The sequence below is a fragment of the Flavobacterium sp. J49 genome (assembly GCF_011742145.1).
Lineage (GTDB): Bacteria > Bacteroidota > Bacteroidia > Flavobacteriales > Flavobacteriaceae > Flavobacterium.
Genome location: NZ_JAAQQU010000105.1, coordinates 233,859 through 252,257 on the forward strand (window position 1 = coordinate 233,859; position 18,399 = coordinate 252,257).

Here is an 18,399-nt window from a genome sequence, read left to right on the forward strand (position 1 = left end):
TAATTTCTTTATTATGGCAAAAAGTAAAAGTTTCAATAATTCAAATAAAAAGAAGTCTTGGGGAGGAAAATGGACTGAAACAAAACTTGATGCTTTTGAAAAATACGTCAAAGCATACTTAAATATAATGAGCAAAAATCCTTATTGGAAAATTGTTTATTTTGATGGGTTTGCTGGAAGCGGTGAAAGAAAAATTGAAAATGAAGAATTGTTTACTCAGCTTTCAATTGATTTAGAAGAAGTAAATGTTTATCAAGGAGCTGCTGAACGTGTTGTTAAAATTGATATTCCAATTTCATTTGATTATTACTATTTTATTGATAAAAGCGAAGAGTCTTCAAATAAATTAAGAGATAAAATAATTAGTAGTTTTCCAGATAAAAAAGAATCATTTGTATTTAGAAACTCAGAATGTGATTTGCAGTTAAGAAAATTGGCTAAAGCATCAAAAGATAAAACAAAAAATTTAGCCTCATTGATATTTCTCGATCCTTTTGGAATGCAAATTAGTTGGGATGCTATTAGAGAATTAAAAGGAACTCGTTCAGATGTATGGATTTTAATACCTACTGGCGTAATTGTTAATCGTTTACTTGATAGAAAAGGTGAATTAAAAAGTATAAATAAGCTTCAAGATTTTTTTGGAATGACTGAAGAAGAAATAAGAAAACAATTTTACAAAAATGAAATTAAGTTAAATTTGTTTGGTGAAGAAGAAAACATAACCCATAAAGTTCTTGACCCTATAAATCATATAGCAAGAATATATAAAGACAATCTAAAAACTGTATGGAAACACGTGACAGAAGTGCCCTTAAGACTAGATAATTCAGTAGGCACTCCTATCTTTCATTTTGTTTTCGCATCAAATAATCAAAATGCAGTTAAAATAGCTCAAGAAGTAATAAAAAATATTTAAAATGGCAGAATCAAGTATAGAATGGACAGAACTCACATGGAATCCTACTACCGGATGTGATAAAGTATCACAAGGATGTAAAAATTGTTATGCTGAAAGAATGGCAAAGCGTTTACATGCCATGGGCGTAGAAAAATATGAGTATGTTTTTAAAATAACTGAACACCCTGATTCATTGAAAGAACCCTATAAATGGAAAAAAAGAAAAGTTGTTTTTGTAAATTCTATGAGTGATTTATTTCATGAACAAGTTTCTGATGAGTTTATTTTGAAAGTGTTTGAGGTAATGAAAAACACAGAACATGTATATCAAATATTAACTAAGCGTGCGGAACGTTTATTAGATTTTGATAAAAATGTTTTGAAAGGAAAATGGCCTCATAATGTTTGGATGGGTGTTTCTGTTGAAGATATGCGAGTTGTTGACCGCATTGATTACTTAAGAAAAACCAAAGCGCGAGTAAAGTTTTTGTCTTGTGAACCATTAATTGGACCGTTACCTAATATGAATCTTAAAAAAATTGATTGGGTTATCGTTGGTGGAGAAAGTGGACCAAAATCAAGAATTATGGAAGCTGATTGGGCTATTGACATTATGGAACAATGCGAGAAAGCCGATGTTCGTTTCTTCTTTAAGCAATGGGGAGGAACGAATAAAAAGAAAACCGGAAGAGAAATAAACGGTAAAGTATATAATGACATGCCAGACTTGGATGGTGTATTAGCTGATGCAGGATATTAAAATGAGCGAAGTTAAATTACCAAAAGATTGGAAAGTAAAAAAGTTGGAAGATTTACTAGATTATATTCAACCAACTAAATACATTGTAAAATCAACTGATTACGATAATAGTTATAAAACTCCTGTTTTAACGGCGGGTAAAACGTTTATTTTAGGTAAAACAGATGAAACTGATGGGATTTTTGACAGTTTGCCTGTTATAATTTTCGATGACTTCACAACAGCCAATAAACTAGTCAATTTTAAGTTCAAAGTAAAATCTTCAGCAATGAAGATTTTAAAACCAAAAGATGAAAATGTTAATCTATTATTTGTTTATTATTACATACAAACTATTCGGATTTCATTTGATACTCACAAAAGGTATTGGATTTCAGTATTTTCAAAACTACCTATAGGCATACCAACACCTGAAACCCAACAAGCTATTGTCTCCAAAATAGAAGAACTATTTAGCGAGTTAGAGAAAGGCATCGAAGATTTAAAAACCACACAACTGCAACTTAAAACCTATAGACAAAGTGTTTTGAAATGGGCTTTTGAAGGTAAGTTGACAAATGAGAATGTTAAGGATGGTGAATTGCCGGAGGGATGGAGGGTTGTAATGATTTCAGAAATAGCTAAAATTGAAACAGGAACAACACCATCAAAAAATAATCCTGATTTCTATGGAAATGAATTTCCATTTTATAAACCTACAGATTTGGAAGCAGGAAATAATGTGTTTAAATCTAAAGATGGTTTAACAGAATTAGGTGTAAAAAAGGCTAGGTATGTTCCTGAATTTTCAACACTAGTAACCTGTATTGGTGCAACGATAGGAAAAACAGGATTTATTAAAACAGGTGGCGGATTTAATCAACAAATTAATGCTATAGTGCCAAATAAAGGTGTTAACCCTTTATTTGTATACTATCAAGCAATAGGATTAAATTTTAATAAACAAATAATCGATAATGCATCAGCTACAACTCTGCCCATAATAAATAAAGGCAAATTTCAAATCTTAAAAATGGTTATTTGTGATTCATCAGAACAAAATTTTATCGTTCAAGAAATCGAAAGTCGTTTGAGTGTAGCGGATAAAATGGAGGAAAGTATTGCTCAAAGCTTGTTACAAGCCGAGGCTTTAAGGCAGAGTATATTGAAAAAGGCTTTTAGTGGGGAGTTGGTTTAAAAGATAGTTTATGATAGACGACAAAGTTATTGAAGATTATTTTATAGAAGTTAGAGATTATCTTCTAACCAAAGAGAATAAAGTAAAATTTAATTTAACAAGAAATCAATGCAATGAAATAGAAGCAGGTGTTTATTGCTTTTTTGTTGATAATAAATTGAAATATATTGGGGAATCCGGATGTTTAAAAAAAAGAATAAATGATTTACTTAATACTAAAAACCATACTTTCAGAAGATCATTAGGAGAGCTATATTTTTCATCTGATAAATTATACACAAAGGCAAGCAGTACTTCTAATTATCATTCAGATATTGAAAAATTACTTGAAGAAAAAATGAAAAAACATTTAAGCTTTTCCTATATACCAATGAAGATTGGAAGAAAAGAGTTTGAAGAATGGTTTCAGGAGCATCATACTGAAATAGAATTTCTAAATAAAAGAAAAAAAAGAAAATAATAACTCCCTAATATTTATAGGATTTATAAAAGTTTAAATTTAAAAAAAAGAGTATGAGTAATCGTTTAATTGTAATGGATAAGCTAGCTGATTATTTAGCAATTTTCAGTAAAAAAATTGAAATATTAAGTAGCAACAATAATTTATCATGGAATATTCATGCTGAAAATATAATGATACCGTTATTAAACTTAATTTTTGACTCAAACTTTAAGAATTTTAATATTGAGCAAAATTCACAATTTGCATCAATTGATTTAGGAGATCATGAAAAAAGAATTTGTTTTCAGATTACATCAACTGACTCTTTTAAAAAAATAAAAAGCACTCTAGAAAAATTCATTGAAAAAGAACTTTATAAAGAATATGATTCAATAAATTTTTTGTTTATTAAAGAAAAGGGGAAATTAATTTTATCAAAAAAACAAATTGAAGAACTAAATATAATTCTTGATTCTAAAATTAGTTTTGACAGTAATAATCTTTATGATTTTTCAAGAATTCACAATTTATCATCAAATAGAGAAATCAATGATTTAGAATTTGTCATAGAAAAACTAGAGTCTGAATTGGGACAAATATCAAGTAAAGTAATAAATATTAGCCCGGTAACCTTGTTAATTTTTGATGATGAAAATGATTTAGAACTTGCCTATAAAATATCTTTGGGACTTAACCAACTAGATATTAGAGTTAAGCACTTTTCTACTAAGCTTGACAGGCTTGTTCAAGAAAGAGATATAGAATCTAAATACTGTCAATTATTATTTGATGTTAGTATAGATGCTAAATCTACAGTAATATTAGCTACTAAAGAATTAAAGAATAAGATAAAGAATAAAACAATCAACAGAAGTATCTTATCAACATTAAATAATCAGCATATAACACACATCTTTTTTAAGCTAGAAGAAGGTAGCAGTTTTTCAGACATCTTAGATATTAAGCCAATAATTCATATTGGAAATAGAGATAACTTTCAATATATAATTGACAAATCAAGTTTAGAACTTCGAAAACAAAATAAAATTTTAGAGATACAAGATTATGAGGATTTTGAAACAATAATAAAGTTATTTGATGATAAATCAACTTTTAAAGAAGCGATAAAATATAAAAAATCAAAAAAGAAGATTGGCTATACTTTACTTGAAGGTCATGATCCTTTTAAATCAATAACAACATATTATGTATATATATATAAAGGTGTTAATATAAGACAAACTGCTGCTGCTTTCTTTGAGAATCATAAAAATCTTAAATATCAAAAAGATGATAATCTCATCCTATTTTTATCCAAGGAAGCTGACCAAAAACTTTTAAGTGAAAGAATTCAAAATGCTCAAAAGAATTTCAAAGCAAAAAAATCATATTATTTAGATGAGTTTGTTTGGCAGATATGTTCAATTGACAACAGTATTAGTAATGAGATTATCAAATATTCATTAACCAAGAATTTTATTACTCCTGAAATAAAATCAATAGAAGGTGACATAAGAGACTATGAACAAATAGAAAATTGGTATTATAGTGAACATGATCCAATTTTAGTAATTACTGGTGGGGGTGGTATTGGTAAAACTACACTTGCAAGGGTAATTGCTGATAAATTCAAGGAAGTTAAAACAAATTCAAATGTTATTTTCATAGAAGCTACTGATACGGCAGTGATGAATCAATTAATTAGATTGTCTGAAACTAAAGATATTGATTTGTATGACTTTTATTCATCATCTCTTTCCGAAAGACCAATAAGCCGAGATTTGTTTAGAATTAATATTGACAATGGTAATTTTTTATTAATAATTGATGGCCTTGATGAAGTCTTTTCAAAAATACCTGACTTCGATGTTCGAAATTTTATTGCAAGTATAACAAGTGATTTTGTTAAAGATATTGGAATTGGGAAAATTCTACTTACTTGTAGAACATATTTTTGGAAAGATAATGTCTCTAAAGAAACACATGTAAATCATATCGAAGTAGAGCCTTTTTCTATTAAACATGCAAAATTATTCTTCGAATCAAAATTTAATGGTAACAAAAAGTTAATTGATAAATCATTAAAATTTGTAAAAGAGCTAACCATTACTGAATTAAATGAAGATGAAAAAAAAATAATGCCGTACGTGGTGGATGTTGTATCAAAAATAGTTGAATCCGGTGATGAATTATTAGAAGATGAAGAAAAAAACAACACATATTTAAAATTAAATCTTAAAAATGATTATGTGATATTTAGAATTTTTGTTAGAGAATTCAAGAAAACCAATCAAATTTCAATTAACGATCAATGTAAATTTTTTATATATTTTTCTGTTTTTTATAAAGGTCATGCAAATTCTGATGAACTATCAACAATTTGGAAAACCCATTTTGACAGACAATTAACACAGCAAATGCTTGAATCATTAAAATCTCATCCTATTTTGGAAGAAAGGAATGGTGTTTTCTCTTTTAGATATGATTTTTTTGAATTATTATTTAAATCAATCTATATATCTGAACTAATTTCAATAGATAATGTAGAAAAGCCCACAGAGTCATTATTAAAAATATTGCTTAATGAAGGAAAATTTGGTTCAAACTTACTACATGAAATTGTTTCAAGGTGTGTGAAAAATTGGGATGAAAATTATATTCTAAGAATATCTGAGTTGATTAATGAAATACGCAACAATAATTATCAAATACCAGATTTTAATTTATATTACGTACACCAATCAATTTCATCATTGTTTGCTTTAGCTCTTATGATTAATCAAGCAAAAGTTAATACTCAAACCCAAATAAATACCGAATTATTAAAAAATATATTTGGAGGAAAAGAAAACGAAATAAATGGTCTTTCTTTAGTTCAATTTGGCTCAATTGATGGAAATATTAAATTCAATTTTTCAAATTTACACTTCAAAGATTGTTATTTTGATGGTTATGAGTGTTTCTGGGATTGCACTTTTAATTCAAATAGCAAATTTGAGAATTGTACTTTTTTAAATATGCCAAATTATGGTAATAATAATTCAAAAGAAATAAACCTTAATCAATTTATAAACCCTAGAAAAGATTCAACATTTGATGACTATTTCAATTGGAGAAATAATTTAGAAAGCAGTAAAAAAGAGAACATTAAAAATTCACTTGAAAAGTATTTTAAACTTTTTTATGTAAATGGATATTTACAACCACAAAAATTAGAATCACACATATATAAAAGATATAATTCAAAATCATCAAGTATAATTTCAGTATTTGATATTGAAGAGTCATTATTAAAATATGATTTTATTAATATTGAATTTAACAGAATCGTTAAAGAAAAGCGAGCTGAATTCAATGATAATGTTAAAGAAGAAATATTACAATTTATAAAGGAAGGTAGTGTTTCAATTAAAATAAAAAAAGTAATTGATAATTTAACCAAATCATGAGTAACAATAACTCAACAATAGTCAGTAAAGTATGGGCCTTTTGTCAAACCCTTAGAGACGATGGTGTGGGCTATGGCGACTACTTGGAGCAGTTAACATACTTGTTATTCCTAAAAATGGCAGACGAGTACAGCAAGCCACCGCATAACAGAAGCATGCCAATACCAACAGAGTTTGCTTGGGATACCTTGATTAGTAAAAGCGGTAGTGAGTTGGAGTTGCATTACAACAACATGCTACGTGAACTGGCCAAAGAGAAAGGCATCTTAGGGCAAATCTTTGTCAAGAGTCAGAACAAGATACAAGACCCTGCGAAGTTGTATAAACTCATAGCGCTTATCAATGCCGAGAACTGGATATTGATGGGTGTAAAAGACAAAGGCGACATCTATGAAGGTATCTTAGAGAAAAATGCTGAGGATACCAAGAGTGGCGCGGGTCAGTACTTTACCCCTCGCCCATTAATTAAAGCCATGGTAGAATGCTTGCGTCCGGAACCTATGAAAACCATAGCCGACCCGGCTTGTGGCACCGGTGGTTTTTTCCTTGCTGCTTATGACTGGATAGTGGCCAATAGAGATTTAGACAAAGATGCTGCTAAATTCCTGAAATATGAAACGTTCTTTGGGAATGAAATTGTGGCTAGTACTCGTCGCTTAGCGTTGATGAATTTGTTTTTGCATAACATAGGCGATATTGATTCGGATAACTTTATTTCTCCGAATGATTCGTTGATTACGGATTCGGGTACTCGTTATGATTATATTTTGGCTAATCCGCCTTTTGGAAAAAAGAGTAGCATGACCTTTACCAATGCCGAAGGTGAACAAGAGAAAGAAGATTTGACTTATAACCGTCAGGACTTTTGGGTAACAACGAGTAACAAGCAATTGAACTTTGTGCAGCACATTCGCACCATGCTTAAAACCACAGGACAAGCGGCAGTAGTATTGCCGGATAATGTACTGTTTGAAGGCGGTGTTGGGGAAACGGTGCGTAAGAAGTTGTTGGACACTACTGATTTGCACACCATACTAAGACTACCAACAGGGATATTCTATGCCAATGGGGTAAAAGCAAATGTATTGTTCTTTGACGGCAAACCGTCAAGCAAAGACCCTTGGACGAAAGAAGTTTGGGTGTATGATTACAGAACCAACATCCATCATACCCTAAAAAAGAATCCTTTAAAACTAAGCGATTTAAAAGATTTTATTGACTTGTACAATCCTGAAAATCGACATAAGAGAAAAGAAACCTATAATGCGGAGACTAATCCTGAAGGCCGTTGGAGAAAGTTTGGTTATGATGAAATTATCGCCCGAGATAAAACAAGTTTAGATATCACATGGTTAAAAGACAAATCGCTAGCCGATTTAGACAACCTACCCGACCCTGATGAATTGGCACAAGATATCATTGAGAACATAGAAGCAAGCTTGGATAGTTTTAGAGCTATTATGGCGAGTTTGAAGTAATTATACTTCACAAATCAAAAGCTTATACCAAACTTTTGAACTAAAATAAATACACCAACAATATTAAATACGCTTTAGAATTATTTAAAAATATAAAACACAATAAATCATTAAATAACACATGCCTAAATTACCAATTTCAATTGAAAAAATAATAACATTTAATAATAGTCGCAGTGAGATTGAAGTTCAAGAAACCAAATACATGGTAACGCTAACTGAAAAAAACAAAACTTGGATAAAACACATATATACCGACAGAAAAGAGTTGGAGTATTTAAGGAATCAAATAGATAAGGTTTTAAATTCAGAATCTATCGCACAAAGAATGAATGTCTCTGAAGAAAAAGGACAGATTATTGAAGAGAAATACAAAAACGATAGTCTTTGTTTAAATTGTTCCTATCAATTTTCACCAAGTTGTTTAACCTGTTTGTTTACATTACAAAGTCCACTAGAAAGAAAGCTTTATTTAGAACTAAAAAGAAACTATATATATTTTACTGTACAATATGGTATAAATCATTTTGGAGAAAAAATAGCAGTTAAAGACAAAAGTTATGATAATCAAAATAATAATTTCAAAGAAGTTCTAACAATCGTTGATTTTTTTATTGATAAAGGAGATGTCAAACTTTGTGTATATACTGATGGTCATACCTACCATGAAAGAACAGAAGAACAAGCACAAAGAGACAGGAAAATAGATAGAAAATTACAAGAGTTAGGTTTTATAGTTCTCCGTTATACGGGGAAAGATGTAAATGAAAATGCGTCAAAAATTATTAGCGATATCAAAAAATGGATTAAGAGCTAAACCAAAAGCAACGTAAACCACCCTCGCTACTGAAAGACCAGAGCGAAGCGACTGATGTAGCAATCGTTTTGCGTGGTGTGGAAATAACAAAATCAAAAAAAAGTAACCAACCTAAACCAACCTAAACCAACCCACCATGACCACCCAAAAACTCCCACTACATTTAGAAAACACTCCTTATAGTCTATACGGTAACTTTGGCGAAAGAATCGCTGCCGGGTTATTAGATGGGGTATTCCTGATTCCGGTAACCCTTGGTTCGCTGTATTTTAACAGTCTGCATTTGTATCATTATTACTATACGTTTGCGGTAACACAATTGATCATAGCGTTTTATTGTATTTATTTACCGGTGCGTTATGGTAATACACCCGGTAGGCGCATTATAGGATTGACCATTTTAAAACTAGATGGTTCGGCTATAACGTACCGCGAGGCGTTTTTAAAATTCTTGCCTTTGCTTAGCATAGCATTGCTTGCCTTTGTAGTTCAGTGTTGGTCTATTGCCTTGGCAGATGCAGCGGTGTTTGACCAATTGGGTTGGGTGGAGCAAACAACCTATTTAAAAGAATTTAGCCCTATTCCCATGTGGGTTCAGATGGTCGTGATTTATGGGTATTATTTGGCCACTATAATTATGGTCTTAACCAATCCCCGTAACAGAAGTCTCAGCGACCAACTGGCCGGTACCGTAGTGGTATATACCCGATGTTTGGAGAAGATAGCGGAAGAAGTTAAGCATTAATTCAGCCCGGACTCTCACCATTAATGCCAACAAAACTATGAAACATTTCAAACTCCTCCTCTACCTCTGTCTTACGGTATGCCAGGCACAAAATGTCGGCACGGCTTTACACCTCAACAAGCCTGAAGATTTGAGAAGCGGTTTTCCGGTAAGTGAAATTACTACCGAGATAACATTTTACAACTCTAGTGGCAGCATAGAGAAAAAGAAAGAGGTCTCTATCCTTAATGCCCAACACCGCGTTGTCTCGGAGCAGCGGTTTGATGAAAATGGCGTACTTACCGCAAGACTAACTTGGCAATTTGATTCAACCGGCACTAAAAGTTTGGGGCGCAAATTAGAACGTTGGCATAAATTGATGGGCTATAGCAGCGAAACTTCGAGTCATGAGTATGATGCTAACGGATATGTGACTAAGACCACCGCAAAGAATCAGCAGCAACAAGTAATTATGGTAACGTATATCAAAAATGATGAGCGCGGGAATGCCATAGAGGTTATTACTACTGACAGTCAAGGCAAAGCTTATGGTATGGAAAGAGCCGAGTATGATTACCCCAACAATAAGTTTGTTAGCCGCGTTTATAATCAGAATGGGCAATTTGTTTCGGAAAGCACAGGTAAGATTACTAATGAGGAGGCCAATGACCCCACTATTGTAAAAAACGAAAAAGGAGATGTTATCAAAACTAGCGATTACGAATATGAGTATCGCTACGACAAAAAAGGAAATTGGACATTTAAAATTATTTATAAAATCAAGAACGGGAAAAAGGTGAAACAGTCGGAGTTTAAGAGAAATATTAATTATCTGAAATAATGAGTATTGTTTTTTTGAAGGCTTCTCGATTAGCTTCGCTCAATTCGGCTAAAGCCTCGGGTCAATTTTAAAACTCAAAAGCTGTCGCTTTTAACTTTAAAAATCACTCGAAGTGACGTAAACGATAAAATATAAGTGCTACATTGCTATTCCAATTATAAACCAACCCTCTAAAACCAACCACCCTATGAAAACCACCCTAACCGCTTTATTCCTTTTAGTTGCCCTTTCGTTTCAGGCCCAAACCAGTGCAGAACTCAACACCAAAGGCATTGAATGGGCCCAAAAAGGAGACCTTAAGAAAGCCTTTGAATTATTTAACCAAGCCATCGTTACAGACCCTAACTTTTCGAGTGCTTATTCCAACCGTGGTCATGTATACCGACAACAAGGGCAATTAGAGTTAGCCATTAGTGATTATAGTAAATCCTACGAATTGTACCCCAACACACAGTTACTCTATGCCCGTGCCAATACCTATATGGATATGGAACAGTTTGACAAAGCCCAAGCGGATTATACCGCCATCATCAAGATAGAACCATCGTTTAGTGATATCTATTTTGATAGGGCTTATTCGTATATCATGCAAAAAAAATATCAAGAGGCTATGCGCGACATGGAGAAGCAATTGGAACTGACTCCTAAAGATTTTAAATCATTAGCCAATCTCATCAACTTGAAAAAACAACTCGATTTAAAAGAGGAAGCGCTAGCCGATTATGAAAGGTTATTAAAGGATTTTCCCGATGCCGAAGACCTGCACATAGTGTACAACAACAGAGCCAATTTGTTCACGGATTTAAAACAATTAGACAAAGCCCTTGCCGACATCAACAAGGCTCTGGAAATTAAACCCGACTATGATTTGGGCTATTTGAACCGTGCAGAAATTTACCAGAAAATGGGCAACAAAGCCAAAGCTTGTGAAAACTTTAAAAAAGCACAAGAACTCAAGGTAGAAACCAACCGGCACTTTGAAGCCGATGAGGATTATCTCGCTGTAAAAAAGCTTTGCAATTAAATAATTTAATTATCATGCTTACCCCTTTACGGGCTGTTAGCTTTAGCGAGCTTCTAGCTTACGCTCAGTTCGCTACGCTCGGGTCGATACAATTTTTAAACTCAAAAGCTGGCGCTTTTAACTTTAAAAATCACTCGAAGTGACGTGGTGAAAGCATATAGTTGTAAAGAACGTCAGTTCGAGTGGTTTTTTATGGAGTGATAACGGAATAAAAAAATGTATCGACCAGAGGCTTTGGCTGAACTGAGCGTAAGCTAGAACTGTTGTTTGAGCGAGGCTTCTCGAGACTTCTCGATACTATTTTACAAACTAAAAATTAGCATTTTTAATTTGTAAAATCACTCGAAGTGACGTGACCAAGACGTTTTTGTTATAGCGATTCGTCAGTTCGAGTGGTTTTTTATGGAGTGATAACGGAATAAAAAAATGTATCGACCCGAGGCTTTAGCCGAACTGAGCGTAAGCTAGAACTGTTGTTTGATCGAGGCTTCTCGATACAATTTTTAAACTCAAAAGCTGGCGCTTTTAACTTTAAAAATCACTCGAAGTGACGTTAACAATAAAATAGTAAGTGCAACATTGCTATTCCAATTATAAACCAACCAAAACCCAACCCACTATGCCCACCCAAAAACTCTCACACCATTTAGAAAAGACCCATTATAGTCTTTACGGCAACTTTGGCGCAAGATTCGCTGCCGGGCTTTTGGATGGGTTGATTTTTATTCCTTTAGCCCTAGTAGCTCTATTTTTTGATAGTTTACATCTGTATTATTACTACAATGCGTTTGTCTTTACAGAAATTGTGATTATGGCGTATTGTATTTACTTGCCGGTGCGTTATGGCGCTACACCGGGTAAGCGTATTATGGGGTTGACCATTTTAAAAACAGACGGTTCGGCTATAACGTATCGAGAGTCGTTTTTAAAATACTTGCCCTTGCTTATCTTAGCCTTATTAGACTTTTACATTCAGAGCTCGTCTATTGCCTTGGCAGATGCAACAGTGTTTGATAGTATGGGTTTGGTGGAGCAATTAGAGTATTTGGAATCATTTAATCCTATTCCGGAATGGACACTGGAAATAGTGATTTTAGGATATTATTTTACCTCTATGCTTTTGGTCTTACTAAATCCCAGAAAGAGAAGTCTAAGTGACCTACTGGCGGGCACTGTCGTGGTGAATAGTAGGTGTTTGGAGAAGATAAAGGAGTTATGAGTTTGAATTATGAGTTATGAATTATGAGTTGTGAATTAGGAATTAGGATTTTGGAGAGTAGATATTTTATAGATAAATCAAATAAAACCCGTACTCTGAAATGACTAGTTTGTGGGTTTGAAAATAGAGTACCTTTTTGTTAATCATATCCACTATTTCTTCTTCTGACGGGAAAAAAAGTTCAAAAACGCCGGGGTTCTTCTCAAAAAAAGTGGCAGGGTCAGCAATATTTTCGCCTTCGAAAAAATATTCAATCACTAAAGGGATTTGCTTGCTCTGTATATATTCAAAGACAGTAGAAATGGGCATAGGTTGATGTGGTTATAATTGGGCTTTGTAAATTTAGTGAAATTCCGGGTAGAATGGTGCTAATTAAACTGCCCGGAAGTGTTAAATAAAGTGGTAATTCATCGAAAACAAAGGTAATTTTCAATAATTTGACTCGTGAGTTTAGATATTAGGAAGGTGATGTTTTAAAACCCATCGCTTCAGTTAATTTAAGCTAATATTGTAATAAGTCAAAGTAAATCCCTAATAATCAATAATAAAGACTACCTTCGCAGCTTAATATTTTATTTTTATGAACGAAGGAACGATTAAATTTTTCAATGAAGCCAAAGGTTTCGGATTTATTACGCCAAGCAATGGCGGAGCAGACTTATTTGTACATGTAACCGGTCTTAATGGCCAAGTGCGTGAAAACGACAAAGTGTCTTATGATGTAACGGATGGTCAGAAAGGACCAACCGCAACCAATGTAAACGTTATCTAAGATATATTTTACCAGTGTTTGTTAAAAAGCCAATCCTTCTGATTGGCTTTTTTTTTGTTTTAAGGACAGCGATGCAGTCCCTTAGCGCGGAATTACTTCGTTAGCTCGGGTGTTGCGAAGCAATGAATCGAAGTGACGGTCATGATGTCTTTACGCTTATAGAGTCCTTTGCACTTACCGTCAGTTCGAGTGTTTTTTTATGGAGTGCAACGGAACAAAAATTGTATCGACCCGAGGCTTTAGCCGAACTGAGCGTAAGCTAGAACCGTTGTGCGAGCGAGGCTTCTCGATACAATTTTTAAACTCAAAAGCTGGCGCTTTTAACTTTAAAAATCACTCGAAGTGACGGTTTTGAGGTTTTTAAACTTATCTAGTCTTAAGCAGTTATCGTCAGTTCGAGTGGTTTTTGTGGAGTGCAACGGAACAAAAATTGTATCGACCCGAGGCTTTAGCCGAACTGAGCGTAAGCTAGAACAGTTGTGCGAACGAGGCTTCTCGATACTATTTTACAAACTAAAAACTATCGTTTTCAGTTCGCAAAATCACTCGAAGTGACGGTTTGGAGATGTATGTGACACTCGAAGTGACGTAGCGAAAACATATAGTTGTAAAAAACGTCAGTTCGAGTGGTTTTTGTGGAGTGCAACGGAACAAAAATTGTATCGAGAACCGTTGTTTGAGCGAGCTTCTCGATACATTTTGAATTTCATTCAAAACACTCAGAGTGACGTGAATGATAAGTTGTCATTGCAGTATTATCATGCCATTATTAATAACCTATAACAATATGCTTTACCATAAACTCCCACTCTAAATTCCTATACAACTGTATTTCTTAATCTAGGTTAAGTGTGCGAGGTGGAAACCCGCTATAACTTTGTCCTGTTCAAATGAAGTATTGAAAACAAAACTTAAAATTTAACTCATTAAAATAAAAAACGATGGCAAAAGCAACATGGGCAATCGACCCGACACATTCAGAAATAGGTTTTAAAGTAAAACACATGATGTTTACTAATGTATCCGGCAAATTCAATGTATTTGAGGCTGATATACAAAACGAAGAGGAAAATTTTGAAACCTCAGCAATTCAGTTCACTTCCGAGGTAAATTCCATTAATACCGGCAATGACGACCGCGATAATCACTTGAGAAGTGCGGATTTCTTTGACGTAGAAAACTTTGGAAAATTGACTTTCAAAAGCAGCAACGTAAAAAAAGTAAACGAAGGCGAATACAAAATCAGCGGTGATTTGACCATAAAAGACGTGACCAAGAACATCACTTTAGACGCGGAATACAGCGGTTTGATGAAAGACCCTTGGGGCAATACTAAAATCGGACTTTCTTTAAACGGCAAAATCAACAGAAAAGAATTCGGATTGACTTGGAATGCCGCTCTGGAAACCGGTGGTGTATTGGTTGGAGAAGACATCAAGTTAAACGCCGAAGTACAATTCGTAAAACAATAATAATCGTTTTTGATTGATGAGGAAACCGTTGGGCAATATAGAGCCTTGCGGTTTTTTTTTGCATTAAAATTAATTAACTTAGTTGTAACTAAAACAAAGCATACAACATGTCAAATATTGGAATCATCATAGAGGAACGCGCTGCGGATATTGGGAATTTTTTGGTGGGTCGATTGTTGCCCTTTCGCGAAAAACGAGCCGTAGGACCTTTTGTTTTCATTGACCATATGGGTCCGGCACAATTGAAAGACTACCAAAATATGGATGTGCCGCCACATCCGCATATTGGCCTTTCTACCCTAACCTATTTGTTTGAAGGTGCGATTATGCACCGCGACAGTTTGGGCACCGAAATGGTTATTGAACCCGGAGCGGTAAACTGGATGACGGCAGGAAAAGGCATTGTACACTCGGAGCGAACGCCCGAGCATTTACGCCATACCGAAAAAAGTTTGCACGGCTTACAGATTTGGGTGGCTTTGCCCAAAGCTTTGGAAAATATGGAGCCTTCTTTTACTCACATTGAAGCCCAAGACATTCCGGAATGGCAACAAGATGGTGTTACGATTAAACTGATTGCCGGAGAAGCCTTTGGTAAAAAATCTCCGGTACCGGTATACAGTCCGTTGTATTTTATTGAAATTAAAAGCACTGCTAAAACCAAGCTCAATATTGGTCATGAACTCTATGGCGAAAGCGCGATGTATATTTTAGAAGGCAGCATTACCAATGACGGTCATACTTATGGGACGAAACAATTACTGGTGGCCAAAGAGACTTCGCTTTGTGAATTTGAAATGAGTGAGAATACAACACTATATCTTTTTGGTGGGGAACCTTTTCCGGAAGAGCATTTTATTTATTGGAACTTTGTGCATTCCGACAAAGCGGTGATTGAGCAAGCTAAAGCCGATTGGACAGCGCAAAAATTCCCGAAAGTACCCAATGAAACAGACTTTGTTCCTTTGCCTCAGCCTTTTGGCGGATGAAAATTATATAACAATTAGTCAAAATTGTGCAACGTAATTTTGTTTGAAAAGCACCAAATTTGTTATTACAAAAGCAATGTTATTGGGTCAAGAGAAGAAAGTATTCACCAAAGCCCAAATTTGGTCCTAACCGATAACTGCAATGCTTTGACATAAAAAGGTAAACCGTCGCGAGGGATCGCGGCGGTTTTTTTATGATTTGTAAAAAACGCTTGAAGATTAAATTGGTCTTTTCAATCCAATATACCAGACATTTTAACGACTATAATTGTCATTTTATCGGATATATTTTAATTAACAGTTTTAGTATTGTTAATTTAATACAGAATTAAAAAACAAAAATCAAAGTTTATTTTAATTCTATCTATATCACATACGAAAATCAATTTACTCCATAGATTGATGCTTGATTTCGTTTCAACCTACATTTTTTTTCGCGTTACCTACTAATGGTTGTTTGAGCACTTTTTGTGTTTGAATTGTTCCTCATGTCGTCTTTCACTTTAGTTTAAGTGAAACGCTTTCTATTGTGCATTGGGAAGAAACCGAAAATCCCTTCAAAGAGTAGGTAAATTCAAATTTTTAGGTAAGGATGAAAAAAATAGTACTAACGATTGCAATTCTTATTGGATTTTCAGTAAACGCTCAATCCGATAAAAAATTAAACCTCACAAGCTCAAAAGTTCTAGTACAATCACAAACAAGTGATTCGAAATCAAAAGAAGCATTAGTTACGAAAAACATACCAGCTGAAAGCAACCAGACTTCAGTAGTTACTAATCCTAAAATGATGTACACTATACTTGGCAGAACATACGCAAATAAGGAAGACTTTGATAAAGTAACTACCTTAATTAAGCAAAAAATAGAACAAGGACAAATACCTCCAGTAGTTAGCGATTTGGAATTAGAACGTTTAAATATTAATCCTAGTTCCGTTATAAACCAATAAAAATAAACTAAACAAACCAACAAACATGAAAAAAATAATAAATACAATTATTGTAATCCTGTTCTTTTGTGTTCAGTATTCCGAAGCTCAGTGTACACAAGGAAACGTAGGTCAAGTGTATACAACAGTCGGAAGTTTTGGTGCAAATTATATTTTAGGAACAAAAATGACCGTAAGTACAGGAGGAAACTTGACAGGGCTGTCAATGTATGGACTTGCTTCGGGAACCGGACTGGTGCAAATGGCATTATATGCCGACAATGCAGGAGTTCCGGGAGCACTTTTAAGAACCTCAACCATTAGCAATGTAGTAGCCGGACCGGTTACTATGTCAGTTACACCCATGGTGATAACCCCTGGGAATTACTGGTTAATGGCCATTTACAATGTTGGCGGTGCAGTAAGCAATTACCTATCGTTTTAGAGTGGCTCGTGCTGATGCACCAACGACTTACTATTACACCGGTGAGCGTAATTTACCTAACTTTAATTTGACCATGCTAACTGTTCCTGTAGGCTTCTTAACTTATGCTACTGAATACAAAGTGGATGTTCAAATCAAAATAAAATTGGCTAACATCATTGCTTGGTCACAGTTTGGTCAAGTTTGTTCCATCTTTACGCCAGCACCGCCAACCTCTTCAGTCATCGCCTCGCAATGTGAACTGGTAGCCACTAGTTACACACAAGTGATTAATGCAACTCCATTTGCGGGAGCCACGCTTTACCGTTTCTTGTTGACGCATTATGATGAATTTGGTGATTTAGATTATGAGCAATATCAAGACAGTTCGACACCTAACTTTACGCTTAGCATGTTTACCGGACTACTTCCGGATACTACTTATAATGTTGCGGTATCAATGCAACTGTATGGTACTTTTGTTCCTTACGACAAAGAATGTAGTATCACTACACCGATGGCTGCCAGAATGATTGAAGCTATTGCTTTCAAAGCTACTGTATATCCAAATCCTTATACAAACAACTTTATGATTGAAGTTAAAACTGCCGACTCAGCTTTAATTGACATCAAAGTTTACGATATGGTAGGGCGATTGGTTGAACAAAAAACTGTAAAAGCAAGCGACTTAGAAAAAGCACCTATTGGGGAAAGATATCCTTCGGGTGTTTACAACGTCATTGTCTCTCAAGGCGAAAACGTACAAACTCTTCGCGTAGTAAGACGATAACACCATTTAACTAAAAACCAGAAAGGCATTCCGTTTGGAGTGCCTTTTTTTATGTTCAAAAAATCCAATATCAATTGTGACCCAAATGCCTTTTTATTGGCAATTTGTAGAAACCGCATCAAGGTTTACTTATGTCTTCAATAGAAAAGTAAAAAGCCTCTGACGGAAGTCAGAGGCTTTTACCATTGA

At 34.1% G+C, this 18,399-nt stretch carries 18 protein-coding genes; 17 read left to right on the forward strand and 1 reads right to left on the reverse strand.

Annotation, left to right across the window (positions count from 1 at the left end):
- Positions 1-13 precede the first annotated feature (13 nt).
- The 11 genes from tcmP (at position 14) to HA632_RS11885 (ending at position 12,832) form a co-directional block, all read left to right on the forward strand.
- Entirely contained in the window at positions 14-919 is a 906-nt protein-coding gene (gene tcmP / locus HA632_RS11835) for a three-Cys-motif partner protein TcmP (RefSeq protein ID WP_176307403.1), read from the forward strand.
- Position 920: 1 nt separating this feature from the next.
- On the forward strand, positions 921-1,661 hold the full coding sequence (locus HA632_RS11840; RefSeq protein WP_176307404.1) for a DUF5131 family protein: 741 nt from the start codon (positions 921-923) through the stop codon (positions 1,659-1,661).
- A 1-nt stretch (position 1,662) separates the two neighbouring features.
- A complete protein-coding gene (locus HA632_RS11845; RefSeq protein WP_217902854.1) occupies positions 1,663-2,838 on the forward strand; it encodes a restriction endonuclease subunit S in 1,176 nt (391 codons plus the stop codon).
- Positions 2,839-2,848: 10 nt separating this feature from the next.
- Positions 2,849-3,298, forward strand: a complete 450-nt coding sequence (locus HA632_RS11850) for a GIY-YIG nuclease family protein (protein WP_176307406.1) — start codon at positions 2,849-2,851, stop codon at positions 3,296-3,298.
- Between the two features lie 53 nt (positions 3,299-3,351).
- Complete coding sequence (locus HA632_RS11855; protein ID WP_176307407.1) at positions 3,352-6,729, forward strand: SMEK domain-containing protein; 3,378 nt, start codon at positions 3,352-3,354, stop codon at positions 6,727-6,729.
- The gene (locus tag HA632_RS11860; RefSeq protein ID WP_176307408.1) at positions 6,726-8,207 is read left to right on the forward strand and encodes a class I SAM-dependent DNA methyltransferase; all 1,482 of its coding nucleotides are present in this window, start codon (positions 6,726-6,728) and stop codon (positions 8,205-8,207) included. The genes HA632_RS11855 and HA632_RS11860 overlap by 4 nt, the downstream gene beginning before the upstream one ends.
- A 121-nt stretch (positions 8,208-8,328) precedes the next feature.
- Positions 8,329-9,024, forward strand: a complete 696-nt coding sequence (locus tag HA632_RS11865; RefSeq protein ID WP_176307409.1) for an endonuclease domain-containing protein — start codon at positions 8,329-8,331, stop codon at positions 9,022-9,024.
- A 136-nt stretch (positions 9,025-9,160) separates the two neighbouring features.
- A complete protein-coding gene (locus HA632_RS11870) occupies positions 9,161-9,769 on the forward strand; it encodes an RDD family protein (protein ID WP_176307410.1) in 609 nt (202 codons plus the stop codon).
- Positions 9,770-9,806: 37 nt separating this feature from the next.
- Positions 9,807-10,589, forward strand: a complete 783-nt coding sequence (locus tag HA632_RS11875) for a hypothetical protein (RefSeq protein ID WP_176307411.1) — start codon at positions 9,807-9,809, stop codon at positions 10,587-10,589.
- A 187-nt stretch (positions 10,590-10,776) separates the two neighbouring features.
- Positions 10,777-11,613 carry a tetratricopeptide repeat protein gene (locus tag HA632_RS11880; RefSeq protein ID WP_176307412.1) on the forward strand — a complete coding sequence of 279 codons (837 nt, stop codon included), beginning with the start codon at positions 10,777-10,779 and terminating at the stop codon, positions 11,611-11,613.
- A gap of 619 nt (positions 11,614-12,232) precedes the next feature.
- Entirely contained in the window at positions 12,233-12,832 is a 600-nt protein-coding gene (locus HA632_RS11885) for an RDD family protein (RefSeq protein ID WP_176307413.1), read from the forward strand.
- 66 nt (positions 12,833-12,898) lie between these two features.
- Here the strand turns inward: HA632_RS11885 and HA632_RS11890 are convergent, their stop codons facing one another.
- Positions 12,899-13,141: a hypothetical protein gene (locus HA632_RS11890; protein WP_176307414.1), complete on the reverse strand. Its 243-nt coding sequence runs from the start codon at positions 13,139-13,141 to the stop codon at positions 12,899-12,901.
- A 271-nt stretch (positions 13,142-13,412) separates the two neighbouring features.
- Here HA632_RS11890 and HA632_RS11895 point away from each other — a divergent pair, with 271 nt between their 5' ends.
- The 6 genes from HA632_RS11895 to HA632_RS14090 all read left to right on the forward strand — a co-directional run bounded on the left by HA632_RS11895 (position 13,413) and on the right by HA632_RS14090 (position 18,210).
- Positions 13,413-13,604, forward strand: coding sequence for a cold-shock protein (locus HA632_RS11895; protein ID WP_176307415.1), 192 nt, complete (start codon positions 13,413-13,415; stop codon positions 13,602-13,604).
- Between the two features lie 941 nt (positions 13,605-14,545).
- The gene (locus HA632_RS11900) at positions 14,546-15,076 is read left to right on the forward strand and encodes a YceI family protein (protein ID WP_176307416.1); all 531 of its coding nucleotides are present in this window, start codon (positions 14,546-14,548) and stop codon (positions 15,074-15,076) included.
- 107 nt (positions 15,077-15,183) lie between these two features.
- On the forward strand, positions 15,184-16,065 hold the full coding sequence (locus tag HA632_RS11905) for a pirin family protein (protein WP_176307417.1): 882 nt from the start codon (positions 15,184-15,186) through the stop codon (positions 16,063-16,065).
- Between the two features lie 592 nt (positions 16,066-16,657).
- Positions 16,658-17,017, forward strand: a complete 360-nt coding sequence (locus HA632_RS11910) for a hypothetical protein (protein ID WP_176307418.1) — start codon at positions 16,658-16,660, stop codon at positions 17,015-17,017.
- A gap of 25 nt (positions 17,018-17,042) precedes the next feature.
- Entirely contained in the window at positions 17,043-17,441 is a 399-nt protein-coding gene (locus HA632_RS11915) for a hypothetical protein (RefSeq protein ID WP_176307419.1), read from the forward strand.
- A 1-nt stretch (position 17,442) separates the two neighbouring features.
- Positions 17,443-18,210 carry a T9SS type A sorting domain-containing protein gene (locus tag HA632_RS14090; RefSeq protein WP_176307420.1) on the forward strand — a complete coding sequence of 256 codons (768 nt, stop codon included), beginning with the start codon at positions 17,443-17,445 and terminating at the stop codon, positions 18,208-18,210.
- Positions 18,211-18,399: the final 189 nt, after the last annotated feature.

Bases quoted from the DNA above. Each gene is read 5' to 3' on its own strand.
- HA632_RS11840 (WP_176307404.1), top strand. From the start codon at position 921: ATGGCAGAATCAAGTATAGAATGGACAGAACTCACATGGAATCCTACT.
- HA632_RS11890 (WP_176307414.1), bottom strand. From the start codon at position 13,141: ATGCCCATTTCTACTGTCTTTGAATATATACAGAGCAAGCAAATCCCT.
- HA632_RS11860 (WP_176307408.1), top strand. From the start codon at position 6,726: ATGAGTAACAATAACTCAACAATAGTCAGTAAAGTATGGGCCTTTTGT.
- HA632_RS11855 (WP_176307407.1), top strand. From the start codon at position 3,352: ATGAGTAATCGTTTAATTGTAATGGATAAGCTAGCTGATTATTTAGCA.
- HA632_RS11895 (WP_176307415.1), top strand. From the start codon at position 13,413: ATGAACGAAGGAACGATTAAATTTTTCAATGAAGCCAAAGGTTTCGGA.
- HA632_RS11870 (WP_176307410.1), top strand. From the start codon at position 9,161: ATGACCACCCAAAAACTCCCACTACATTTAGAAAACACTCCTTATAGT.
- HA632_RS11885 (WP_176307413.1), top strand. From the start codon at position 12,233: ATGCCCACCCAAAAACTCTCACACCATTTAGAAAAGACCCATTATAGT.
- HA632_RS11875 (WP_176307411.1), top strand. From the start codon at position 9,807: ATGAAACATTTCAAACTCCTCCTCTACCTCTGTCTTACGGTATGCCAG.
- HA632_RS11865 (WP_176307409.1), top strand. From the start codon at position 8,329: ATGCCTAAATTACCAATTTCAATTGAAAAAATAATAACATTTAATAAT.
- HA632_RS11905 (WP_176307417.1), top strand. From the start codon at position 15,184: ATGTCAAATATTGGAATCATCATAGAGGAACGCGCTGCGGATATTGGG.
- HA632_RS11915 (WP_176307419.1), top strand. From the start codon at position 17,043: ATGAAAAAAATAATAAATACAATTATTGTAATCCTGTTCTTTTGTGTT.
- HA632_RS11910 (WP_176307418.1), top strand. From the start codon at position 16,658: ATGAAAAAAATAGTACTAACGATTGCAATTCTTATTGGATTTTCAGTA.
- HA632_RS11900 (WP_176307416.1), top strand. From the start codon at position 14,546: ATGGCAAAAGCAACATGGGCAATCGACCCGACACATTCAGAAATAGGT.
- tcmP (WP_176307403.1), top strand. From the start codon at position 14: ATGGCAAAAAGTAAAAGTTTCAATAATTCAAATAAAAAGAAGTCTTGG.
- HA632_RS11845 (WP_217902854.1), top strand. From the start codon at position 1,663: ATGAGCGAAGTTAAATTACCAAAAGATTGGAAAGTAAAAAAGTTGGAA.
- HA632_RS11850 (WP_176307406.1), top strand. From the start codon at position 2,849: ATGATAGACGACAAAGTTATTGAAGATTATTTTATAGAAGTTAGAGAT.
- HA632_RS11880 (WP_176307412.1), top strand. From the start codon at position 10,777: ATGAAAACCACCCTAACCGCTTTATTCCTTTTAGTTGCCCTTTCGTTT.